The sequence below is a fragment of the Acinetobacter gerneri DSM 14967 = CIP 107464 = MTCC 9824 genome (assembly GCF_000368565.1).
Taxonomy (GTDB): Bacteria; Pseudomonadota; Gammaproteobacteria; order Pseudomonadales; family Moraxellaceae; genus Acinetobacter; species Acinetobacter gerneri.
The window spans coordinates 248,233-272,042 of record NZ_KB849542.1; the positions used below are offsets into that span (position 1 = coordinate 248,233).

At 38.2% G+C, this 23,810-nt stretch carries 20 protein-coding genes; 13 read left to right on the forward strand and 7 right to left on the reverse strand.

Annotated elements, in window-relative coordinates; genetic code table 11:
* Nucleotides 1-2: 2 nt before the first annotated feature.
* Nucleotides 3-476 carry an Lrp/AsnC family transcriptional regulator gene (locus F960_RS06725; protein ID WP_020846554.1) on the reverse strand — a complete coding sequence of 158 codons (474 nt, stop codon included), beginning with the start codon at nt 474-476 and terminating at the stop codon, nt 3-5.
* 181 nt (nt 477-657) lie between these two features.
* Nucleotides 658-1,422, reverse strand: a complete 765-nt coding sequence (locus F960_RS06730; protein ID WP_004861214.1) for a glutathione S-transferase family protein — start codon at nt 1,420-1,422, stop codon at nt 658-660.
* 371 nt (nt 1,423-1,793) lie between these two features.
* Here F960_RS06730 and F960_RS06735 point away from each other — a divergent pair, with 371 nt between their 5' ends.
* Genes F960_RS06735 through F960_RS06765 form a run of 7 tightly spaced genes read left to right on the forward strand, consistent with a single transcriptional unit; the run spans nt 1,794 to nt 9,097 of the window.
* On the forward strand, nt 1,794-2,996 hold the full coding sequence (locus F960_RS06735; protein WP_004861218.1) for an SfnB family sulfur acquisition oxidoreductase: 1,203 nt from the start codon (nt 1,794-1,796) through the stop codon (nt 2,994-2,996).
* 10 nt (nt 2,997-3,006) lie between these two features.
* Nucleotides 3,007-4,230, forward strand: coding sequence for an SfnB family sulfur acquisition oxidoreductase (locus tag F960_RS06740; RefSeq protein WP_004861220.1), 1,224 nt, complete (start codon nt 3,007-3,009; stop codon nt 4,228-4,230).
* Nucleotides 4,230-5,642 carry an LLM class flavin-dependent oxidoreductase gene (locus F960_RS06745; RefSeq protein WP_004861222.1) on the forward strand — a complete coding sequence of 471 codons (1,413 nt, stop codon included), beginning with the start codon at nt 4,230-4,232 and terminating at the stop codon, nt 5,640-5,642. Before F960_RS06740 ends, F960_RS06745 begins: the two co-directional genes overlap by 1 nt.
* A gap of 27 nt (nt 5,643-5,669) precedes the next feature.
* Nucleotides 5,670-6,506, forward strand: a complete 837-nt coding sequence (locus F960_RS06750) for a MetQ/NlpA family ABC transporter substrate-binding protein (protein WP_004861224.1) — start codon at nt 5,670-5,672, stop codon at nt 6,504-6,506.
* 10 nt (nt 6,507-6,516) lie between these two features.
* Nucleotides 6,517-7,353: a MetQ/NlpA family ABC transporter substrate-binding protein gene (locus F960_RS06755; protein ID WP_004861227.1), complete on the forward strand. Its 837-nt coding sequence runs from the start codon at nt 6,517-6,519 to the stop codon at nt 7,351-7,353.
* A gap of 36 nt (nt 7,354-7,389) precedes the next feature.
* Nucleotides 7,390-8,457, forward strand: a complete 1,068-nt coding sequence (locus F960_RS06760) for a methionine ABC transporter ATP-binding protein (protein ID WP_004861231.1) — start codon at nt 7,390-7,392, stop codon at nt 8,455-8,457.
* Complete coding sequence (locus F960_RS06765) at nt 8,438-9,097, forward strand: methionine ABC transporter permease (RefSeq protein ID WP_004861233.1); 660 nt, start codon at nt 8,438-8,440, stop codon at nt 9,095-9,097. The genes F960_RS06760 and F960_RS06765 overlap by 20 nt, the downstream gene beginning before the upstream one ends.
* A 450-nt stretch (nt 9,098-9,547) precedes the next feature.
* Here the strand turns inward: F960_RS06765 and F960_RS06770 are convergent, their stop codons facing one another.
* Nucleotides 9,548-10,003: an Lrp/AsnC family transcriptional regulator gene (locus F960_RS06770; RefSeq protein WP_035372978.1), complete on the reverse strand. Its 456-nt coding sequence runs from the start codon at nt 10,001-10,003 to the stop codon at nt 9,548-9,550.
* A gap of 164 nt (nt 10,004-10,167) precedes the next feature.
* Here F960_RS06770 and F960_RS06775 point away from each other — a divergent pair, with 164 nt between their 5' ends.
* Nucleotides 10,168-10,911 (forward strand): AzlC family ABC transporter permease, encoded by a 744-nt coding sequence (locus F960_RS06775; RefSeq protein ID WP_004861240.1) that lies wholly within the window; start codon nt 10,168-10,170, stop codon nt 10,909-10,911.
* A complete protein-coding gene (locus F960_RS06780; protein ID WP_004861244.1) occupies nt 10,908-11,207 on the forward strand; it encodes an AzlD family protein in 300 nt (99 codons plus the stop codon). Before F960_RS06775 ends, F960_RS06780 begins: the two co-directional genes overlap by 4 nt.
* Before the next feature lie 28 nt (nt 11,208-11,235).
* On the opposite strand, the gene gap is transcribed toward F960_RS06780, so the two are convergent.
* A complete protein-coding gene (gap, locus tag F960_RS06785) occupies nt 11,236-12,264 on the reverse strand; it encodes a type I glyceraldehyde-3-phosphate dehydrogenase (protein ID WP_004861246.1) in 1,029 nt (342 codons plus the stop codon).
* A 746-nt stretch (nt 12,265-13,010) separates the two neighbouring features.
* Between gap and alaS the strand changes: the two genes are divergently transcribed.
* The 3 genes from alaS to csrA all read left to right on the forward strand — a co-directional run bounded on the left by alaS (nt 13,011) and on the right by csrA (nt 17,547).
* A complete protein-coding gene (gene alaS, locus F960_RS06790) occupies nt 13,011-15,704 on the forward strand; it encodes an alanine--tRNA ligase (protein WP_171066248.1) in 2,694 nt (897 codons plus the stop codon).
* A gap of 64 nt (nt 15,705-15,768) precedes the next feature.
* A complete protein-coding gene (locus F960_RS06795; protein ID WP_004861251.1) occupies nt 15,769-17,049 on the forward strand; it encodes an aspartate kinase in 1,281 nt (426 codons plus the stop codon).
* A gap of 240 nt (nt 17,050-17,289) precedes the next feature.
* Entirely contained in the window at nt 17,290-17,547 is a 258-nt protein-coding gene (gene csrA / locus F960_RS06800) for a carbon storage regulator CsrA (protein ID WP_004861254.1), read from the forward strand.
* Between the two features lie 70 nt (nt 17,548-17,617).
* On the opposite strand, the gene rnhB is transcribed toward csrA, so the two are convergent.
* Together rnhB and F960_RS06810 are read right to left on the reverse strand one after the other, a co-directional pair.
* Complete coding sequence (rnhB, locus tag F960_RS06805; RefSeq protein ID WP_004861257.1) at nt 17,618-18,190, reverse strand: ribonuclease HII; 573 nt, start codon at nt 18,188-18,190, stop codon at nt 17,618-17,620.
* A 96-nt stretch (nt 18,191-18,286) separates the two neighbouring features.
* Nucleotides 18,287-18,679: a hypothetical protein gene (locus F960_RS06810; RefSeq protein WP_004861261.1), complete on the reverse strand. Its 393-nt coding sequence runs from the start codon at nt 18,677-18,679 to the stop codon at nt 18,287-18,289.
* 249 nt (nt 18,680-18,928) lie between these two features.
* Here F960_RS06810 and F960_RS06815 point away from each other — a divergent pair, with 249 nt between their 5' ends.
* Nucleotides 18,929-19,480, forward strand: coding sequence for a cytochrome b (locus tag F960_RS06815; RefSeq protein WP_004861263.1), 552 nt, complete (start codon nt 18,929-18,931; stop codon nt 19,478-19,480).
* 217 nt (nt 19,481-19,697) lie between these two features.
* On the opposite strand, the gene F960_RS06820 is transcribed toward F960_RS06815, so the two are convergent.
* On the reverse strand, nt 19,698-23,810 hold a 4,113-nt coding region (locus F960_RS06820), incomplete at its 5' end, for an Ig-like domain-containing protein (RefSeq protein ID WP_004861266.1).

Here is a 23,810-nt window from a genome sequence, read left to right on the forward strand (position 1 = left end):
TCCTAAGCACGATTGAGTAAGCCACTACAGTTAAAGACATTGTTATATTCTTTAATCACAAAACTAGAATGTAATGCAACTACATGATCAATTTTACCAATTCTTCTCAATAAGATATCACTATAATTTTCCATATCCTTTGCAACCACTTCTACTAAAAAATCCGCAGATTGCCCAGTGACCAAAAACGCATTGATGACTTCTGGAATATTTTCCAATTCATCTAAAAACATCGCAAAAGTATCCGTATCATGCTTATCTAAAGATACTTGAAGAATCACATGTAATTTAAATCCCAATTTTTCAAAATTGATATCACGTTTTAGATTCGTCATGATATTAGATTCGATTAAATGTTTGATTCTACGATGTATTGAGCTTACAGATAAATTAATACGCTCAGATAACTCATTTAAATTGACATCTTCATGAGTCAAAATTTCTAGTATTTGTTTATCAAAACGATCAAGTTCCATCATGTGTACCATTTTATTTTCAATTAGATTGATTTGAAATTATTCAAACTCAAAACCCAGTATCCACATACTGGGTATTTTTTACATATAATTTAGATTATCAAATATTATTTTAAAATTTTCAATAATGATGCAATTAATTTTCACATATACGCAAGAACATGAAAATTAACACAAATAACTAAACGCCTCGCCAATCTGTTCGAGCATTCCGCTCTGTAAGATATATTCTTTGCACATACTGTCCTACAGGAAGTTCTAATAAAGCTTGTTGATAATCATAAAAATCATTTGAAACTTCACCTGAATGATCGCTTTCCCAAGGTGTATTACTGATTTCTAGCAGTGGCGCGATCATCGAACATACAGAAATATCAGCCAGCCCTAAGCGATCTCCAACGAAATATCTCGCACCATTTTCAAGTAATAATTCATTTAAATTTTGAATAATTTTATCCATCATTTCTTTGGATTCAGCAACTTTATCTTGATCCAGTTTATAGCCTTTGGACATGAGCGTTTTGATTAGAGGTTTAGATAATTTTTCAAATTGACGTAAATATCCTTGTTCACCAATCATAATATCAATCGAATCATCATTTTGTGAAAGCGCATTTGCCAAACCAAAACGGCGTACATGTACGCCAAGCTCATTTGCCAATGAGTTAATGTTTATCGCTTGAGTACGTAAAGTTTGGTCAGCTCGCAAGAGGCTATGTTCGGGATAATAGTTGTCTAAATACAAAGCTATTTCCGTTGAATCCGCAATAAATCTGTCCTGATCTTTTAAAATTGGCAGTTTATTTTGTCCAGTTTTGAGCTGAGCAAATGCCAGATGAACGCCAGGGATCAGGTTATGCGCCTCATAATCCAACTCTTTATGGTCGAGTAACCAGCGGGCTTTCTCACAATAATGTGATAGAGGAAACTGGTAAAGTATGCGCATAAATTCTCCATTTATTTTTCTATTGAACAAAGCTTTGCAGTTTGTTTTGCTACTTTAGTCACTCTTTGATGAGATGACAATATTCTTTTGTATTCAAATTCTTGTTTTCATTTAGAAACATATTGTAATGAGTTATATATTTTTCAGGATTTATTATGAAATGAAATGCTATTTCAACCGATATAAAATGTGAAATTTCATGGTTTATTTATATATATTTTATTTAAATTCAATTAATTGAATTATCTTATTTTTAAAATAATTAATCATATTTTTTACTTAACACACTTTGTGATAATGATTGCAAAAAGCCTCATTTGGGAATTTGTAAATTTGGATTTAGCGTTTTGATATTGTTTAAAGGTATCGTTATGTCTAGTTTAAATTTAGAAAATATTCATGTTATTGAACATGATCAAGCAGCGATCAATGCAGCTTATCAAGTCGCTGATGCAGCCCTAAGCGATCGCAATCATCGCGATCAAAATCGCGAATTACCTTTTGATATTATAGATTTATTTAGTCAAAAAGGTTTAGGGGGGATTCGTGTTCCAAAAGAGTATGGTGGTGCTTATGTTTCAAATAAAACACTAACACAAGTATTCCGCATTTTATCCAAAGCTGATGCAAGTGTAGGTCAAATTCCACAAAATCAATTTGGTTTGCTTAATCTTTATCTTTATATCGCTTCACCTGAACAAAAAAAATTTATATTTTCCGAGATTTTAAATGGCAAAAGAATTGCTAATGGCGGTCCAGAAAAAAATAGTAAAAATAGTTCTACTATTCATACAAAACTAAGCATTGAAAATAATCAATATTTACTGAATGGCGAAAAGTTTTATTCGACAGGTACTATTTTCGCTGATTGGATTTCATTACGAGCGCTGCACCCTGATGGACATACCGTCATTGCACTTGTAAAAAAGGATGCTGAAGGACTAAAAGTTGTCGATGACTGGGATGGTTTCGGTCAACGCACGACCGCAAGTGGAACTGTCATCTTAAACAATGTTGCAGTCGATCCTTTTTTAATTTTAGATGAATCTAAACTTGAATATTCAATAAATTTTAGAGGTGCATATTCCCAACTCATCCAAGTCGCAATTGATGTTGGGATTGCTGAGGGTGCTTATGAAGATACCATTTCAACGATCAAGAAAGCCCGCCCCATTATTGATGCGCAAGTTGAAAAAGCCAGCCAAGAACATTACACCTTACAAGAAGTTGGTAAATTAAAAATCTTGCTTGATGCAGCAATTCTGCTGCTTGATGAAGCTGCTGAAGCTTTAGATGAATTAGAACAAGTAGAAAAGTTGACCGAAGCCCAGACCCAAGAGGCAGCGATCAGAGTCGCAGAAGCCAAAATTTACGCCAATGATGCTGCGCTACAAATTTCTGAAAAACTCCTTGAACTCGGTGGCAGTCGAGCAAGTCTTCAAGAAGCCAATCTGGATCAGCATTGGAGAAATGCTCGCGTACATACACTGCATGATCCTGTGCGTTGGAAACTACATGCCGTTGGTAATTACTACCTAAATCACCAATTCCCTGCCAATCATGCTTGGATTTAAGGAGAAAATCATGACATCTTTTCAAAATATTCAGCCCTTAAATACGCAGCAATACGCCAAAGCACATATTCTCCGTTCTGATCAAGAAGCACTTGAAGTTGCACATGATCTTGCTGAGCAATTTAAGCTAAATGCGATTGAACGTGATGCAAAAAGAACTTTACCTTTCAATGAAATTGAAGCATTTAGTCAATCTGGTTTGTGGGCAATCACTGTACCTAAAGAATACGGCGGAGCTGATGTCGATACATTCACCGTCGCCCAAATTATCGCATTGTTTAGTGGTGTTGATGGCTCTATAGGACAGATACCTCAGAACCATTTTTATGCCTTAGAGGTTTTAAGAAATAACGGCTCTGAGGCCCAGAAACAAAAACTTTATGCAGAAGTTCTTGCTGGTGCACGATTTGGTAATGCTTTAGCCGAGTTTAAAACCAAAACTGCTGCACAAAAACAGACTTTATTATCTCAAAATACTGAAAGCTTTGTGATCAATGGTGAGAAGTTTTATTGCACAGGAAGTCTATTTGCTCATCGCATTCCTACTCTAGTAAAAGATGAACAAGACCGTGAATTTTTAGTTTATGTTTCTCGCGATAGCGAAGGTTTAACACTCATTGATAACTGGACAGGTTTTGGCCAAAAAACAACTGGAAGCGGAACGGTAAAATTCAACAATGTTCCAGTGACTGAAGATGACATTGTTCGTTTTGATACTGTATTTAGCAGCCCCACTCTTGTAGGTCCTTTTGCTCAAATTTTGCATGCTTCGATTGAAACAGGGATCGCCAGAGCTGCTCTTGAAGAAACATTAGAACGCGTACGCTTAGCACGTCCTTGGATAGACTCAAATGTAGAGTCTGCCGAGCTTGATCCCCTAACAATTTACGAAATAGGTCGAATTGCAGTCGATGTTCGAGCAAGTGAAGTTTTACTTAAACAAGCCGCTCGTTCTATTGAAGCGGCCAAACCTCATCCAACAGCTGAAAATATCGCAAAAGCCTCATTAGATGTCGCAAAAGTACGTGCTCATAGCACCGAAACAGCATTAAAAGCCTCTTCAAAATTAATTGAGTTGGCAGGAAGCCGAGGTAGTCAGCAAAAAGATGGCTTAGATCGTCATTGGAGAAATGCTCGCGTGCATAGCTTGCATGATGCTGCACGATGGAAATATTATTTTATTGGAAATTTTGAATTAAATCACATCCTTCCTCCTAGACGAGGAACACTGTAATGAGTCATTTTCCCAAAAAAATTCTGCTAAATGCATTTGATATGAACTGTGTTGGTCACATCAATCATGGGCTTTGGACACATCCTCGAGATCAATCTTTTCGCTTTAATGAAATCGAATATTGGACGGATCTCGCCAAAACATTAGAAGCTGGCTTGTTTGATGGACTATTTATCGCTGATATTACAGGCTCTTATGATGTCTATCAAAATAGTTTGGATTTAACTTTACGTGAATCCATTCAACTTCCAAGCCATGATCCGACAACGCTCGTTTCAGCTATGGCAGCCGTGACTCAACATATTGGTTTTGGCATTACAGTCAACTTAAGCTATGAACATCCATATCAATTTGCGCGTCGTTTTGCCAGTTTGGATCATCTTACAAATGGCCGCCTAGGTTGGAATATTGTCACAGGGTATTTAGACAGTGCTGAACGTCTTATAGGTCACAAAAATTTAAAAGACCATGATTTACGTTATGACCAAGCAGAAGAGTTCCTTGAGTTGAGTTATAAATTTTGGGAAGGCTCTTGGCAAGATGATGCCCTACTTAAAGACAAAAAAAATCGCATTTTCACTGACCCTAAAAAGGTTCATTCGATTGAACATCATGGACGCTTTTATCAAAGCCAAGGTGTATTTCAAGTTTCGCCATCCAAACAACGCACCCCTGTTTTGTATCAAGCAGGAAGCTCAACACGTGGTTTAAAATTTGCAACCAAACATGCCGAATGCATTTTTATTGGTGGAGATAATCCTGAAAAAATCCAACAACAGGTGCAACAAATACGTCAATTAACACGTGAAAATGGTCGCAGTGAAGATGCAATTAAAATCTTCTTAGGCATCAGTGTGGTTGTTGCTAAAAATAATGACTTAGCACATGAAAAATTACGTGAATATCAATCCTATGCAAATCCGGAGGCTGGTCTAGCACATTTCTCAAGCTCTATAGGAAAAGATCTCTCAGTGTACAAAGATGATGAAGCTATTCCTTATCAAAAAACCAATAGTATTCAATCAGTCAATAATCGTTTTAAAGAGCAAAAAATTACCATTCAAGACTTAAAAAATCAGCACAGTCTAGGTGGTCGTTATCCTCTCTTTGTGGGTTCGGGTGATGAGATTGCTGAAGCACTTATCAATTTACTCGATTTTACTGGTATCGATGGTTTTAATCTGACACGTACAGTCACACCAGAATCACATCAAGATTTCATTAAATTTGTCATACCAGAACTACAATCACGCGATCGATTTAAAACAAAATATGAAAATGGCACGTTGAGACACAAACTCTTTCAGCATGGTGATCACTTATCAAACTTACATCCTGCACAAGAATTTCGATGTTTTAAGCAAACAGATTCACATAAAAATACACGCGATCTAACGCAACAAACTGCTTAAAAAATATCGGAAAAATAGAGAAATATTATGTCTTCAAAATCAAAACTCATTTCAATTTTAGTTGTATTAATTCTTATTATCGTGGGGTTGTTTTATTGGCAACAACATAAAAAATCGGGAAATGACGAAATTGTGATTGGTATTAGCCCGCCATTTGCAAAACCCTTACAAGTAGCTGTAAATGAGGCTAAAAAACAAGGAATTAATGTAAAAATTGTTGAATTTTCTGACTGGAATACACCCAATATTACGCTCAGTCATGGCGATATTGACGCCAATTATTTTCAACATCAGCCTTTCTTGACAAATGCAATCAAAGAAACTGGCTTTAAATTAAAACCAGTAGGTGTTGGGGTGGCGACACATGTTGGCTTATATTCTAAAAAATATACAACACTTGATGCAATTCCCGATCACGCACGTGTCGTCATTCCAAATGATCCAGTCAATCAAGGCCGAGCTTTGTTGCTTTTACAACAAGCAAAACTTGTGCAACTAAAAGATCCAAATGATCATTTATCAAATTTGCAGTCGATTGCAAACAATCCTAAGCAATTGAATTTTATCGAAGTTGAAGGACCACAAACTGCACGTGCCGTAGATGATGCTGATCTGGTATTTAGCTATCCATTGTATTTACGACTAGCCAAAACAATTGATCCAAACAAGGCATTATTACTTGATGATGAAACCAATAAACGCTATGCCATTTTATTTGTAGTCCGTGATGATTATGAAAATAAACATCCTGAAAAGGCTGAAAAATTAAAGAAATTTATCGAGATTTATCAAACATCGCCAGCAGTCAATCAAGCCTTGAATGATGATATCGGGAAAAATCTTTGGTTTGCGGGTTGGAAATAAGGAGAAAATCATGCCTATTTCCCAGAAAAAAGCCAGTAGAAACTGGCTTATTGGACTAGTCGTCTTAATACTGATTTTGAGCCTATTTGCCTATCGTTATATTAAAAACCAGCAACACGATGACACCCTGACTATTGGGATCAGCCCACCTTATGCTGAACTATTACAAACGGTGGCTAAGCAAGTTGAATCTCAAGGCATTCATGTCAAGTTAGTTGAGTTTTCCGATTGGCAAGCTCCAAATGTTGCTGTTCAAAACCGAGATATTGATGCCAATTTCTTTCAACAGAGTGTATTTTTAAAAAATGCAATCAAACAGACGGGCTACGATCTTCACCCCTTTGCAATCGGTAGTGGTAGTCATGTAGGACTCTATTCAAAAAAATATAAATCACTTGATCAATTACCTGAACATGCACGTGTTGTCATTCCTAGTGATCCTGTAAATCTAGCACGTTCGCTGATCTTATTGGATCGTGCTGGTTTGATTAAAATCAAAGATACTTCAAATGAACTTTCTAGCAAGCAAGACATTATTTCAAACCCTAAGAATCTTGATTTTATCGAGGTTGAAGGACCTCAAACGGCACTGGCTTATAACGATGCAGACCTGATTTTCGGTTTTCCACATTATTTGAAAATGGCAAAGATTACTGATCCAAGTACTGCCCTCTTTTTAGACCAGACAGACAAAAAGTACGCCATCCTTTTTGTCACAAGATCTGACTATCAAGATCACAATGACAAACTTAAAAAATTCGTCAGCGCATTTCAAAACTCAGCAGAAGTCAAAAAAATTCTTGATCAGGATTTTGGTAAAGGGCTTTGGTTTGAAGGCTGGAAATAAATTTAATGAAAATTATAGCAATATGAGGACAATATCATGGTGAGTTTTGGTGCAAATTTAGACTTTGCTGTACCCCATATAACCATTCGCGATTTAAACAAATTTTATGATGGACAAGATAAAGTTCACGCTTTAAAAAATATCAATCTCGACATTCCTGAAGGTAAAATTTTTGGAATTATTGGTAAAAGCGGTGCTGGTAAATCATCTTTACTACGAACCTTGAATGGCTTAGAAAAAGCTTCTCAAGGATCTATTTTGATCCATCAAGAAAATTTATCTGAACTTTCACATGCTGATTTAATTAAAATTCGACAAAAAATAGGCATGATTTTCCAACATTTCAACTTGATGTCTGCCAAAACTGTTTGGGAAAATGTCGCACTGCCATTAAAAATTTCAGGTGTTTCTGCACAGGAAATCCAATCACGTGTCGATGAAGTTTTGCATTTAGTGGGTTTGAGCGCGAAAGCACAACAGTATCCAAGCCAACTTTCAGGTGGACAAAAACAACGTGTTGGTATTGCTCGCGCCTTGGTACATCACCCAGAAATTTTACTCTGTGATGAAGCCACTTCTGCACTTGATCCCGAAAGCACGGCTGTTATTTTATCCTTACTCAAAGAAATTAATCAAAAGTTGGGTATCACCATCGTGCTCATCACTCACGAAATGCAAGTCATACGTGAAATCTGCGATCAAGTCGTGGTGATTGATCATGGTGAAATCGTAGAGTCAGGACAAGTTTGGTCTGTATTTTCCAATCCTCAGCAGGCGATCACTCAGGAGCTTCTCAATTTAGAACAGCTTGATTTACCATTTGAAATTTCAAATGAAAAACAAAGTGATTCGACTCAATTTATTATCAAAATTAAATATGAATCCGATCATAAAAATCCTTCTGATTTAAATCAGATCTTAAAGCATTTTAACGCTGGTGCTTTTATCTATCAGAGTCATATCGACACGATACAAAATCATCTGATTGGTTCATTGATTATTGGTACGCCAGATTTCGATCTGAATATTGATGAGTTAAAAAAACAACTAAAATCCCATATCGCCAACATTGAGGGCTTAGGCTATGCAAGACCAACTCATTGATTTATTGATCGAAGGCACAATAGATACACTACTTATGGTCGGTGTCTCGGCATTTTTCGCCTTTTTAATCGGTTTACCCTTAGCGGTAATTTTAGTCAATACCTCAGCTAAAGGCATACACCCAAATAAAAAGATTAATCACGTGCTTGGTTCTGTGATTAATATAACAAGATCTGTACCTTTTCTAATCTTAATGGTCGCGCTCATTCCATTCACCCGATGGATTGTAGGAACAAGCTATGGTGTTTGGGCTGCAGTTGTGCCCCTAACACTCGCTGCTACGCCTTTTTTCGCCCGAATCGCTGAAGTGAGTTTGCGTGAAGTTGACCAAGGGCTGATTGAAGCTGCACAAGCAATGGGCTGTAACCGTAAACAGATCATCCGTCATGTGTTGCTACCAGAGGCTTTGCCCGGTATTGTCGCTGGTTTTACCGTAACCATCGTCACCATGATTAATTCCTCTGCTATTGCTGGGGCAATCGGCGCAGGTGGTTTGGGCGATATTGCTTATCGATATGGTTATCAGCGTTTTGATATGCAAATCATGCTGGCTGTGATTGTTGTTTTGGTTGCTTTGGTCATTGCAGTACAAGCTTTTGGAGATCATTTATCGAGACAACTCGATAAAAGAAAGGTCTAATATCCGTTGAAAATTCATTTAAAACCATAAGTTAAAATAGATACTGAGTAGTAATACTCAGTAGAGTTCTTGCATAAGTCATTTTTTGCTCAAGTTTATACCCTAATGATTTTGCTTCAAAATTTAATAAAATTTGCAATTAAGGCAGGATGCCGTTCGTCAAACAAGGGAGTTCCGCAATTTTTAAAGCAGTGCTTTAAAAATTGCTCAGGATGTATGTCCATTTGTTTGACAATGGTTTTCTTGCGAAATATATTTCTCATTTGTCCGAAAACAAAGTAAGAAAGATTGTCTACGCAAAGTAAATTAAATAACTCACAGTAAATGTGACTGTATGATACTTTTCATCCAAATACCTGATCATTTTTTAATTCATGAAAGAAATCTAGTATTTATTTCTATATTTTTCATCTAAATAATCACTTATTAAATTCGCTTGCAAATCTCCCACTAATCCAATGGCAACTCTGTCGTTTGCTTCACTTTCTGTAAAGGAATTTCAGTTTTTACGTTTTGTATTCCACTAATTTTATTGAGATGATTAATTTGAAATTGGCGATAATCATCCAAATCAGCAACTACAATTCTTAGAAAAAAGTCACAATCCCCCGCCATCAAATGACATTCAACAACTTGTGGTAACTCCATTACTGAGTCAATAAAATGATTGACCGTTTTTGGATCTTGTTCTTTTAGCCAAATTCGAGCAAAAACAGTAAGTTTCAGATTGACTTTATTTGAATCAACAATAGCAACGTACTTTTCGATAATGCCAGTATCTTCCAACTGTTTTACCCGCCGAAGACATGGTGATGCCGATAAACCAATTGCAGCAGCCAACTCGTTATTTTGCAATTTTCCATTACGTTGTAAGGCTTGCAATATGCGCTTATCTACCTGATCAATTTTCATGCTTACCTTTTTGATATTTTCATCTCAATATTTCACAAATATTAGCATTAAATTTCAATTATAGCGAAAATTAAGCCAAAATAAGCGACAAATTTCTCTTATGTGGGCATAAAATCATTAATCTATCTATTCCACGTTTTTAAACTTGGTTGTTCACTATGTCTAGCTTTAAAAGTTCAGTAAAAGATTTAAATTATTCTGCAGATTTCAAAGAATTTCTGCGTGGAATCAAAATTTCTATTCCTGTACTGCTAGGTATTATTCCTTTTGCGCTGGTACTTGGTGCACAAGCAGCACAAAAAGGTTTTTCTGTATTAGAAGTCCCGCTTTTAACTGGGACTAATTTTGCGGGTGGATCTGAGTTTGCCATCATTGAAGTATGGACAAATCCTCCCAATATTTTATTCCTTATTCTTATAACTTTTCTTGTGAATAGTCGTCATCTTTTAATGGGAGCAACCATCGCACCCTTTATTCGTCATTTACCCAACCGTAAAACATTGCCGATGTTATTTTTCATGTGCGATGAAAGTTGGGCAATGAGTTTAGCTGATGCACAAAAACGCAATCCAAACAATCCTTACCAAGGCTTTAGCATGTCCTTCTATGCAGGATTGTGTTTTGCCCTATATGTGATGTGGGTCAGTTTTACCGCGATGGGCGTTGGAATCGGCTCAATCTTAGGTGATATCACCAAATTTGGCTTCGATATGGCATTTCCTGCTGTATTTTTAGTGCTACTGCGTGGTATGTGGAAAGGTTTTAAAATAGCAAGACCTTGGTTTATCAGCTTAATTGCATCCGCATTAGCCTATAAATATCTTCCTCAAGGCTGGTATGTCTTGGTTGGGGCACTATCTGGAATCATCTCAGCATTTTTTCTAGTTGGAGATGAAAAATGATTCACTCTTCAACTTTAATTGCAATTTTTTGTGTTGCTGCAACAACTTATTTGACCCGAATATTAGGGTATTTATTACTTAAAAATAAAACACTTTCAACTCGAGCCCAACGTATTTTACAAGTTGTGCCTGGCTGTGTACTGATCTCAGTGATTGCACCCTATTTTGTCACTGACAATCCTGCAAATCTGATCGCTATGGCCATTACTTTACTTGCAGCATGCTATTTATCCTTACTACCTACTGTCATCATTAGCATTGCAGCATCAGGATTTTTACGCTATTTCATCCAATAAAAAAGGAGCCTCAAGGCTCCTTTTTTATTTATTCATTACAGAAAGATTCACACAAATCCAATAATCGATTTGCATATCCCCATTCATTATCATACCAAGCATAGACTTTGGCTTGATGACCGACCACCATCGTTTGAGTCAAATCGACAATCAGTGAATAAGGTGAATGGTTAAAATCACTTGATACCAGATATTCATCCGTACAAGACATGATTTCCGCATAATCTTCTTTGGCTGCTTTAAGCAAGGCTTGGTTAATCAAATGTGTGGTAATCGGCATTTGAGCAACAAAAGTCAGGTCAATCGCAGCCACATTGATGGTCGGCACACGAATCGAATACCCCTCTATACGATCTTCCATTTTAGGCATCACTTGCTTTAATGCGCCTAGAGCAGATGAGGTCGTTGGGATAATATTATGACCTGAAGCCCTTGCACGACGTAGATCACGATGGGCATGATCAAGTACAGACTGATCAGCCGTTACTGCATGTATTTCTGTCATCATCGCAGTTTCGATACCAAAAGCATCGTCTATAATTTTAACCAAAGGAACTAAGGCTTGCGTTGTACAAGAAACGCCGGAGATGATTTTATCCGTCGGTTTAACTTCGGTATGATTAACGCCATATACTATCGCAGCATCCACATTATCAAATGGCGCAGCGCCAATAATCACCCGTTTCGCCCCAGCAGTAATATGCTTCGTTGCCGCTTGGTGTGAGCGAAATAAGCCTGTACATTCTAAAACAACATCAACATCTAAGGCTTTCCAAGCCAAATTTTCAGGATCGCTTTCACGTAATACTTGTACTTTTAAGTGCAATAAACCGACACTGATATTTAAATAAATTTTATCGTGATTATTCTCTATTTCCACTTGACCATTGAAGCGTCCGTGGGTCGTATCATATTTAAATAAATGAACTAAGGTTTCAACATCTGCAACATCATTGATTGCAACAATTTCAAAATGAAAATCTTTAGGATTTTCAAACCAAGCTCGAAGTACATTGCGCCCGATTCGACCAAATCCATTAATTGCCACTCGTTGCATCGTTATTCCTTCAGATAGAAACCCGCATTTGCTATATGTTAATAGATTTAAAGCCTTCTAAGATATAGAAAGATCATAAACTCAGTTATTTTAGTGATATTTTTTCATTAAATTACTAGGGTCTGTTGACATTTCATAACTGAATTGCGTTGTTGGCTAAAATTGAGCAGGCAAGGCACGAAATGCAGAGAATGGCGAGACCATTTTCAAATTTCGTAACGATGCCTGAGATCATTTTAGCTACAACCCTGTGGGATGAGAGTATTTTTTGATGCTATTTCGTTGTAGCTTGATCATTTAGATCACTAAATTTCTCAATCTACGCCTCATATCATCTAAAAAATCTTGCGGAGTATACTCCTCACGTCGCAACCAATTTGAAATGTCAACAGACCCAATTTGTTAGTTACTTTATAAAAGTTATCTTGATCTTCATTTAACAACCGACTTCTTTTTCAATAACGAAATTCGATCCTTGCCTACTGCTTAACATTAGTTTCTCAATATTACTTTCCCCCATCTAAAAACATTTCAGACGGTAAATGTTGTTAATTTGCTCTAAATTTTATCTCGAAAGCCCAATTATTTCGAAATCTAATTTATTCCAGCTAAAATCATTGGTGGATCAAGCTTTTTCCGTTATAATTTGGCGTTTTTAAAAAATTAAGCCCGTACCCAATCGTTGATTGTATGAAAATCAAATATGGTACATTTGCCAAATTCAAAAATTATGGAGTGACTTGGTTGTGAGTACTCGTTTTATGACATCCGCTGAAATTCGCGAAGCTTTTCTAAGCTACTTTGAATCGCAAGGACATACTCGTGTCGCGTCAAGTTCTCTAGTTCCCGCCAATGACCCTACATTATTATTTACCAATGCGGGTATGAATCAGTTTAAAGACTGTTTCTTGGGTCTTGAAAAACGTGACTATACACGTGCTACAACTTCTCAAAAATGTGTCCGTGCTGGCGGTAAACACAACGACTTAGACAACGTCGGTTATACAGCTCGTCACCACACTTTCTTTGAAATGTTAGGTAACTTCTCTTTCGGTGATTATTTCAAACGTGATGCGCTGCATTTTGCATGGGATTTTTTAACTGGTGAGAAATGGTTAAATCTTCCTAAAGATAAATTGTATGCTACTGTTTATCATACTGATGATGAAGCTTATGACATTTGGAATAAAGAAATCGGTTTAACACCTGACCGTATTATCCGTATTGGTGATAATAAAGGTGAAAAATACGCTTCAGACAACTTCTGGGCAATGGGTGACACTGGTCCTTGTGGTCCTTGTTCTGAGATTTTCTTTGACCATGGTGATCACATCTGGGGTGGTTTACCAGGCACGCCTGAAGAAGATGGCGACCGTTTCATTGAAATCTGGAACAACGTATTTATGCAATTCAACCGTACTGCGGACGGTGTATTGCATCCTCTTCCAGCGCCTTCTGTTGATACAGGTATGGGCTTGGAACGTATTTCTGCTGTATTGCAACATGTCAATTCAAATTATGAAATCGATTTGTTCCAACATTTACTTAAAGCAGCGAGCGAAATTATCGGTGTAGATACTACTGCACTTGAAGCAACTGCAAATGAAACAGGCAAACCAGTAGATTACCCTGCTTCACTTAAAGTTGTTGCTGACCATGCACGTTCTTGCTGTTTCTTGATTGCTGACGGTGTAAACCCTTCAAATGAAGGTCGTGGTTATGTTCTACGTCGTATCATTCGTCGTGCGGTTCGTCATGGTAATAAAATGGGCGCAACTGGAACATTCTTCTACAAAATGTTGCAACCTTTGATCGAAGTGATGGGTGAAGCTTATCCTGAGCTTGCTGAACGCCGTGCTGTTATCGAAGCATCGTTGATCCGTGAAGAAGAATTATTTGCAAAAACATTAGAGCAAGGTTTGAAATTGCTTGAAGGTGAGCTTGCAAACTTAAAAGGCAAAATCATTCCGGGTGAAACAGTATTTAAACTTTATGATACTTATGGTTTCCCTACAGATTTAACTGCTGACATTGCCCGTGAACGTGATCTCGAAATCGACGAAGCTGGTTTTGAAGTTGAAATGGCGGCACAACGTCAACGTGCGCGTGATGCAGGTAAATTTGCAGTCGACTATAACAGTATCGTAAAAGTTGAAGGTGAAACTCAATTTGATGGCTATGACGCAACCAATGGTCAAGGTCAAATTCTCGCAATCTATAAAGATGGCGAGCAAGTTGAAGAAGTAAATGAAGGTGATGAAGCACTGATCGTCTTGAACCAAACACCTTTCTATGCAGAAAGTGGTGGTCAAATCGGTGATACCGGTATTTTCAAAAACGAAACAGGCATTTTTGAAGTTCAAGATACTAAAAAATCTGGTGGTGCATTTGTCCATCAAGGTATCGTGACTATGGGTAGCTTAAAAGCTACACAAAATGTTGAAGCGATCGTAAAAGCAGATATTCGTGAAGCGACTTCTCGTAACCACTCAGCGACTCACCTTTTACATGCCGCTTTACGTCAAGTTTTAGGCGAACATGTTCAACAAAAAGGCTCTCTAGTTGCAAGTGATGTTTTACGTTTTGACTTTGCAAATGACCAACCTGTAACGTTTGAACAACTTCAACAAGTTGAACGTATCGTCAATGCTGAAATTATTGCCAATACAGCCGTTGAAACTGAACTTTTAGAAATCGAAGCAGCCAAAGAAAAAGGCGCGATGATGCTGTTTGGTGAAAAATACGGTGATGAAGTACGTGTACTTTCTATGGGTTCAATCAAAGATGAGAAAAACTTCTCGATCGAACTTTGTGGTGGTATCCATGTAAAACGCACTGGTGATATTGGTTTATTTAAAATCACTTCTGAAGGTGGTGTTGCTGCTGGTGTACGTCGTATCGAAGCCGTTACAGGGACTAAGGCGGTAGAAGCAGTCCAAAAAGCAGATAGTGAAATTAATCATATCAATGCTTTACTCAAAGCTCAAAAAGATCAAACTGTTGAAAAAGTTGAAGCGACTGTAGAACATGCTCATCAGCTTCAAAAACAAATTGAACAATTGAATCAGAAACTTGCAAACTTCTTAGCTTCAGATTTAATCAATCAAGCTCAAGAGATTGCATCTCGTAAAACACTTATTGCGACAGTTAAAGGTCAAGATGCGAAATCTCTTCGTCATCTTCATGACAGTGTCAAATCAAAATTAGACAATGCTGTAATTGTCCTTATTGGTGTTGATGCAGACAAAGTGAGCTTAATCGCTTCTGTTGCAAAAGAATTTACGGGCAATATTAAAGCTGGGGACATCATTAAACACCTTGCAACTGAGCTTGGTGGTAAAGGTGGTGGTAAACCAGATTTAGCACAAGGTGGCGCGCCACTAAACGAGAAGTTTGATCAAGTGATTGCAGCTTTACCTGCTTGGCTTGAATCAAAATAATACTTCACTTTTGTGTAAAGACCCTGATTTTGCTACTCAGGGTCATGGCTTAAATGGAACAACTATGGCATTAATCGTACAGAAATATGGCGGTACCTCTATGGGTACTCCCGAGCGCATTTTAAATGTTGCTCGTCGTGTAAAGCGTTGGCATGATCACGGTCACAAGGTGGTTGTGGTCGTATCAGCAATGAGTGGTGAAACCAACCGCTTATTGGCTTTAGCGAAAGCCATTACCGAGACCCCTGACCCACGTGAGTTGGACCAAATGGTTTCAACAGGCGAACAGGTAACGATTTCTATGTTAGCGATGGCGTTGAACTCAATTGGAGTAAATGCTCAATCACTAACAGGTCGCCAAGTTGGTATTAAAACTGACAGTTCATTTACCAAAGCACGTATCGAAGCGATTGACACAGATGTCATGAGTTCTTTGCTTGATGCTGGAAATGTTATTGTTGTTGCAGGTTTCCAAGGTGTAGACGAAAACGGCAATACCACTACTTTAGGTCGTGGCGGTTCAGATACTACAGGTGTTGCCCTAGCAGCAGCATTAAAAGCTGATGAGTGCCAAATTTACACAGACGTTGATGGTGTATATACCACTGACCCACGTGTAGCACCAAAGGCGAAAAAAGTAGATCGCATTTCATTTGAAGAAATGCTTGAAATGGCATCCCTTGGTTCAAAAGTATTGCAAATCCGTTCTGTGGAATTTGCAGGAAAATACCAAGTGCCTTTACGCGTATTATCAAGTTTTGATAATGACAATGATGGCGCATTCGACGAAGACTTCAAAAAGAATGTCGGAACACTAATCACTACTGAAGCGGAAGACAACATGGAAAATCCTATCATCTCAGGTATCGCGTTCAATCGTGACGAAGCTAAATTAACTATTTTAGGTGTGCCTGATGAACCAGGTATTGCTTCTAAAATCTTATCGCCTATCGGTGATGCCAACGTCGAAGTGGATATGATTATCCAAAACGTCGAAGAAGATGGCACAACTGATTTTACTTTTACAGTAAACCGTAGTGAACTTAAAAAAGCGAAATCAATTTTAGAACAAACTGCACAAAATATCGGTGCACGTGAAGTTGCTACTCGTGATGACATCGTAAAAGTGTCAATCGTAGGTGTAGGTATGCGCTCTCATGCGGGTGTTGCGAGCAAAATGTTTAGCGCGCTTGCTGATGAAGGCATCAACATTTTGATGATTTCGACTTCTGAGATCAAAATCTCAGTCATTATCGAAGAAAATTATTTAGAACTTGCTGTTCGTTCGCTCCATACAGCGTTCGGTTTAGACCGTGAACATGGCGAATCTAGCGTACGTGCATAATATTTGATCAAATATTAAATTTATGTAGCAGTAAATAGCAAGAAAATCACAGAGCCGCTATAGTCTTTTCTATAGTGGCTCTGTTATATTAAGGCTTAGCTTTATACAGAAAATTACGATAGTCTTGCCAAAAATGGTTATTCTGTCACAGATTTCTGTTCTAATTGTCATAGTATTTTTTAGGTTGTGCTTTTAATTTGACAATTGTTGCAGGTTTAGCATTTTAGCAAGGAGATAAACATGCTGATTCTGACCCGTCGTGTCGGAGAAACATTAATGATTGGGGATCAAGTCAGTGTTACTGTACTTGGTGTCAAAGGCAATCAAGTTCGTATTGGTGTCAATGCTCCAAAAGAAGTATCTGTTCATCGTGAAGAAATTTACCAACGTATTCAACATGAACGTGCGATGCATGAACATCTTCAACACTTAGACCAAGATTATCAACCTTCTTTCGAGGAAGATAATTTTTCTCAAAATAATAACTACAATCGCTAAGCGTTTGTTGTTATTACTGGAGAATAAAGCGGCTCATAGGGCCGCTTTAAACATTTTTACAATGTGATTTTTATTTTTGTTGCTCTAAAGCACGTCTAACGGGTGCATAAGAACGACGATGTTCATCAATCACACCATGCGCTTCAATCGCTTCAAAATGTGCTTTGGTTGGATATCCTTTGTGTTTGGCAAAGCCATATTGTGGATATTTTTTATCAAGCTCGACCATTTCGCGATCTCGTGTTACTTTTGCCAAAATACTTGCTGCACTGATTTCAGCATGTGTTGCATCTCCACCTACAATCGCCTCACAGGCAATTTCTATCCCCTTTGGAATCTGATTACCATCTACGATTACTTTTTCAGGTTGGGGCTTTAAACCATCTACAGCGCGTTTCATGGCTAAAAAAGTCGCTTGTAAAATATTCAGTTGATCAATTTCAGTATGTGATGCTTCTGCAATCGACCATGCCAATGCTTTTTCTTGAATTTCTATAAATAGTTTTTCGCGTTTTTTTTCGGTTAATTTTTTGGAATCGTTCAATCCTTCAATTGGATTATTTGGATCTAAAATTACAGCAGCAGCAACCACAGTACCCACCAATGGTCCACGACCCGCTTCATCTACACCCGCAATTAACATACATTTACCCTAAAAAAATGGCTGAACAAAGTCAGCCATTTTATGCTTAAACGCATTATAGTGCATGCGTTTATCATAAATAATTTAGAGAATAAATTATTGAATCGCTTGTGTTACACACTGATTAATCGTTTTAGTAACAGCATTGGTGACAATCGTAGTACGTGCTTGTGGATCTAATGCAGCAGTTGCCAAATCTACAGCGCTGATGTTTTCAGGCGCTTTGTCGCTTACACAACCACAAATATTTGATTGAACTTCTTGTTTTTGATCAGCAGTCATCAATTTTGTTGCAGTTTGCCAAGCAGGAAGATTGTTTAATTCTGTTGTACATTTTGCATTAATTGCAATTTTTAACGCGGCCCCACCCAATTGCTGTGCTGTTGTAGCTTGTGTACCATTTGTACCAGCAGCACCTGTTCCGTCCATTGTTGCACAAGCAGTTAAAGATAAAGCCAAAGGTAACAATACCGCGAATATTTTTTTCATTACTCAATCCAATTGGAATTTAAATTCGCGGCTATTCTGCCAAATATCTCACACAATTAATATTAATGATGAAGATATTTGATGTAATCATATTGTATCTGCACAAATTAAATACTTTTTGATTTTCGTAAAACTCTCAATTGTGTATCAGTGTTGCAAATTTGGCATGATACCGTTGCAAAATCATACTTAATGTGTACTGCATTTTTGATTAATATGTCACAACCTCCAGATTATTTTGAGCATAAAATGCAGTCAAACTCTCAATACTATACAAAAACCGCTCAAGTGATCCATTGGATCATGGCAATTATCTTTATTACTGCTTGGCTGATTGGATTTTATAGCGGTAATTTTTTAAGTTATGAAAATGATGGTTCTTTTAAAGGAGATGTCATTACTTTACATAAAAATATTGCAACGACGATTATTTTCTTAGTCGTTATTCGTATATTTTGGCGTTATACCCACCCAGTTCCAGCCCTGCCAGAGTCTATGTCACCGATGATGAAAACCATGGCTCATCTTGGTCATTTGGTACTGTATTTATTACTTTTGGCTTTACCAATTACGGGTTGTTTGTTTAGTTGGAGTGCTGGTCACCCTGCTCCTGTTTTATATTTATTTAATATTCCTCAGCTTATAGGGGAAAACCCTCAAATCATGAGCATCGTTAAACCTATGCATATCTATCTTTCTTGGTTCGCAGGTTTTGTTGTTGCAGGTCATATTCTCATGGCGTTAAAACATCATTTCATTGACAAAGATAATGTTTTACGCAGTATGCTTAGACAAAAATAATCTAAGATTCAAATTTTCTAAGAAAAAATACACTCAGCCTATTTCTTTGGAATAGGCTTTTTTGATTGTTTTATTTTCATCAAATCGGATCATCTTGGCTAAAAATTAAAATTCTCATTTTCATAAAAAAAAGCATCTACCTCCGTGAAGATAGATGCTTGATTCATTTAAATTATTTACTTAGGTGCTAATCATTGACTTAAGCGCAATCATTTACTTAAGCAATAGTAATCTGATGATTTGCCAACAATGTTGCCAAGTCAGTTTGAATATTATTCATCACAAGCAAGTCTGTATACTCACCTGCACCATTTCGATCAATCTGCACATGGGTATTGGTGCCATCAAAATAAACATTGAGATACTTCGAAATATTATCACCTGCGTTGATCGTCGCTACACCGTTGATATATTTTGCTGAATAACCATCTGTACCAGAAGCGGTATAGCCATTTAACAAACCTTGAATATCTATACGGTCAGCATCAGGTGCCGTTTCAAATGTTCCGACAAAGAAGCCATTAACTGTATCGACACCATTACCACCTGTAGCATCCGTCACATTGATCAGCTTATAAATCAGTGTATCGTGACCACCATGGTTTATTAAATTGAAAATGTCATTTCCACCACGACCTTCAAAATAATTATCAGCGGCATTATTGGTGAAGACATCATTGCTCGAAGTCCCCGCGATGCCTTCGATATTGATAAACTTCGCAAAGTTATAGCCCGTGATTTGATAACCTGTTTTGCTCAAATCAATCGTGATACCAGAAGTTGAATTGCGGTAATCAACGATATCTATACCACCAGTCGCACTCCAAACACCAAATCCTGAAACTTTACTCCAGCCACCACTACCGTTATAAACATAAGTTCCCGTGTCTGCGATAAATGTGTCGTTATAACCCGTTCCTGTCAATGTACCTGAATGGATTCCTGTCGCAGCAACAGCAGTCAATGCATAACTTTCAGTACCATCACCTGCGACCAATCCAGTCCAAGTCACATTATTTGACACACCCTTGTTCATTTTCACAATCGTTGCCGAATAAGTCTCATTTGGATCAAGGCCATAAAAGTTCACAATCGCAGATGCATCGTTAGAGCCAATCCCAGATTGAGGATTGATGATTTGCGAGGCAACCAATCGACCTTTTGAATCATAAAGTTGCACTGTATTGCCGTAGTAGACATTGATCCCTTCACTATCCACAATACGTAAATGCATTGCTGTACCTTTGGCAATAGCTTGTTCATTGTGAATCAGCGCAATGCTGCCATTTGCCTGAGATACCATGAGATCCACTGCACCATCCCAGTCATAGTCTAGAGCTGCAATACCTGTGACATTGACCAATCCAGATCTGAGTAAGCCTGTGTTCCAGTTTGTACCAGAGTTAAGATTGGTAAATAAGGTCGCCGTTTGTGCGGTGCCATAGGTTGTGAACTTGACTAGATCCATCATACCGTCATGGTTCCAATCGAGCGCTACAGATAGATATCCTGCTGATGCCGTACTGCCTACAGTACTTATCGTCGATGAAAGTTTTCCAGCATTGTTATAATAAATCCCACCAATAGTGTTGTTATAACCTGTGGATAAATATAAATCCATATAACCATCACCATTAAAATCAGCCCAAGTCAGCGATGCCGAATCTGTTGTGGATTCATGTGTAGCATTAGCAAATACATTCGCAATACTTTGCCCCACACTTAATGATGTGCCATTATTATTAATCACAGTTAAGCCATAAGCTCCAGCTTGTGTAGCATGCTGGGCAATGTCAATGGTACCGTCGTTGTTGATATCAACACCTGATATCTCACGACCTGAATTATAATTCGCCATACCTGCACGACCACCTGTACCATCTGGAGCGAGTACACCATTGGTATTGGCAATAAATGTCATTGAATCATGACCACCATCACCATAAGCAAGGTCTAGATAGCCATCACCCGTTTTGTCGTATACAACTACTCCACCATAATAAATCGTAGTCCCCATATTCAATTGAGATAAGGCGTAACCACTTCCCGTATTGGTATAAAATGATTGAGTTGAGTTACTATAACTCGTATCTGTGCTTGCAATACTAAGCAACCCAGAACGGTTAAAATCTAAACCTGCAACGCTCACAGTCGTACCATGTGAAGTCGTAAGAGTCGCATAATGGGTATAGTTTGAAATACTTGTGCTGTTATAAACCTGATGATTTGCAACGATTGTCCATAGGCCATCAGTATTTAAAGCATAGCTAATGGTATTGTTGGTAGATGATCCTGGATTTGCAGTAGTTGCCCAACTTGATGTTGTCGGTGCAACATCTGCTGTAGTTTGTATAATCAATGGTGCATTTGCCAATGATGAAACAACACTACCATCATCAGTTTTAACCACTTGAGCAGTCACAGTATAAGTTTTTGCAGTTAAAATATTTGCATCTGGAATTTGCACATACCATTTATGATTTGCCAAATCTAAAACAACAGCCCCTGTAAGCGAACTATAGGTAACCCCATTCACAATGACATTGAGATGCTCAGTCGCTGTCAACATATCAAAGTTGATCGTACCAGTGAGCAACGGTGTCGTATCTGCTGTAGTTTGTCCTTGTATTCCTACATTTAGAGCTACAGTTAAATTCACTGAAGCTTTTGATGCCGTATTACCTGTTGTATCGGCCACAACGGCTGTAAAAGTATAATTAACCCCATTTTTGAGCAAATCAGTGACGTCAAATGTCCATTCTGTACCTGAAACCTTTGCAAAGCCTAATAATGTTGTTCCATTATAAATCAGCACTTTTTCATCGACAAAAAGCGTATCACTAAGCTTACCGCTCAGTTGAATTTGACGATCATCCGTTACAGTTCCTGTACCTGTAAAATCACCTTGTACTGCCCCAACATCATCATGAAAGGCAATAGTCGTCGTTGTCGTTGGTGAAACGGTATCGACGATCAGCGTAAACGGATCAGATGGTGTACCTGAAATACCTGTGTCGCTTTCAATCACGGCTGTAAAGGTGTAAGTAGCGTCAGCAAGATTGGATAATGCACAGCTCCAATTTTTACCATCTATAGTCGCTGTACCCATCAATGTCGTACCAGCATAGATGCGTAATACTTGTCCATTTTCAAGTAAAGCAGACAAGGTTCCATTGAGAACTGGTGATGTATCATCCGTCGAAGTACCAGACAAGAAATCTCCAACAAAGGCACCAACATTGTCCGTATAGCTGTCAATCGTTGCATACACTTCAGACACAGTCACAACATTGACCAATGTAGGCTCACTCACATTGCCAGCTACATCTGTCGCAGTAACACTCAGCATATCTCCTTCAGAGAGACCCGGCATTGTGACGCTCCATTTGCCAGTACTATCTGTAATCGTGGTGACTGTATTCCCGTGAATGTCTTTTACTGTCACTACAGAATCTGGCTCAGCACGACCAGCCAATTCAGCAACACTATTGTTCTTAATAATTGGGGCAGTTGGTGCAACAGTATCCGCTACACCTGTTAATTTGACACTGCTTTCGTTACCAGCCGCATCCATTGCTGTCACTGCTCCACTTGTACCGTCGGCAAGAGGATTCGGTTTAAATGACCATAGACCATTTTCATCTGCTGTCGTGGTCAAGGTATGACCATTACCCAAGTCAAGGGTGATCAGCGTATTAGCTTCACTTGTACCTGACAAGCTTGCTGCATTGTTCAGATCAACAACTGGCACTAAAGGTGCAACTGTATCCGCTTTCTCTGTAATGGTTTCAGCTCCAATATTACCTGCGGCATCAGTTGCCGTAAGCGTAGCAGTTTCATCATTTTCAATCGGGTTTGGTGCAAATGACCATTTGCCTTGACTATCAGCTGTCGTGGTCAAGGTATTGCCATGACCCAAATCCAGCGTGATCACTGCATTGGCTTCACTTGTTCCGACCAATCCTGCTGCATTGTTTAGATCAACACTTGGTGCCAAAGGTGCAACCGTATCCGCTTTATCTGTGGTAATCGATAGACCAATGTTTCCTGCCACATCTGTTGCTGTCAGTGTTGCGGTTTCACCATCAGCAATTGGGTTGGGTACAAATGACCATTTGCCTTGACTATTGGCTGTCGTAGTCAAGGTAGTGCCATTGCCCAAATCAAGGGTGATCACAGCATTGGCTTCGCTCGTACCTGACAAACTTACTGCATTATTTTGTTCAACACTTGGCGCGAGTGGCGCAACCGTATCTGCTTTATCAGTGGTAACCGATGGACCAATGTTGCCTGCCGTATCGGTTGCAGTCAGCTTGCCTGTTTCACCATA

What these genes read in the sequence shown, in the direction of transcription:
- F960_RS06725 (WP_020846554.1), bottom strand. Translation starts at nt 476, where the DNA reads ATGGAACTTGATCGTTTTGATAAACAAATACTAGAAATTTTGACTCAT.
- F960_RS06730 (WP_004861214.1), bottom strand. Translation starts at nt 1,422, where the DNA reads ATGCGCATACTTTACCAGTTTCCTCTATCACATTATTGTGAGAAAGCC.
- F960_RS06735 (WP_004861218.1), top strand. Translation starts at nt 1,794, where the DNA reads ATGTCTAGTTTAAATTTAGAAAATATTCATGTTATTGAACATGATCAA.
- F960_RS06740 (WP_004861220.1), top strand. Translation starts at nt 3,007, where the DNA reads ATGACATCTTTTCAAAATATTCAGCCCTTAAATACGCAGCAATACGCC.
- F960_RS06745 (WP_004861222.1), top strand. Translation starts at nt 4,230, where the DNA reads ATGAGTCATTTTCCCAAAAAAATTCTGCTAAATGCATTTGATATGAAC.
- F960_RS06750 (WP_004861224.1), top strand. Translation starts at nt 5,670, where the DNA reads ATGTCTTCAAAATCAAAACTCATTTCAATTTTAGTTGTATTAATTCTT.
- F960_RS06755 (WP_004861227.1), top strand. Translation starts at nt 6,517, where the DNA reads ATGCCTATTTCCCAGAAAAAAGCCAGTAGAAACTGGCTTATTGGACTA.
- F960_RS06760 (WP_004861231.1), top strand. Translation starts at nt 7,390, where the DNA reads ATGGTGAGTTTTGGTGCAAATTTAGACTTTGCTGTACCCCATATAACC.
- F960_RS06765 (WP_004861233.1), top strand. Translation starts at nt 8,438, where the DNA reads ATGCAAGACCAACTCATTGATTTATTGATCGAAGGCACAATAGATACA.
- F960_RS06775 (WP_004861240.1), top strand. Translation starts at nt 10,168, where the DNA reads ATGTCTAGCTTTAAAAGTTCAGTAAAAGATTTAAATTATTCTGCAGAT.
- F960_RS06780 (WP_004861244.1), top strand. Translation starts at nt 10,908, where the DNA reads ATGATTCACTCTTCAACTTTAATTGCAATTTTTTGTGTTGCTGCAACA.
- gap (WP_004861246.1), bottom strand. Translation starts at nt 12,264, where the DNA reads ATGCAACGAGTGGCAATTAATGGATTTGGTCGAATCGGGCGCAATGTA.
- F960_RS06795 (WP_004861251.1), top strand. Translation starts at nt 15,769, where the DNA reads ATGGCATTAATCGTACAGAAATATGGCGGTACCTCTATGGGTACTCCC.
- csrA (WP_004861254.1), top strand. Translation starts at nt 17,290, where the DNA reads ATGCTGATTCTGACCCGTCGTGTCGGAGAAACATTAATGATTGGGGAT.
- rnhB (WP_004861257.1), bottom strand. Translation starts at nt 18,190, where the DNA reads ATGTTAATTGCGGGTGTAGATGAAGCGGGTCGTGGACCATTGGTGGGT.
- F960_RS06810 (WP_004861261.1), bottom strand. Translation starts at nt 18,679, where the DNA reads ATGAAAAAAATATTCGCGGTATTGTTACCTTTGGCTTTATCTTTAACT.
- F960_RS06815 (WP_004861263.1), top strand. Translation starts at nt 18,929, where the DNA reads ATGCAGTCAAACTCTCAATACTATACAAAAACCGCTCAAGTGATCCAT.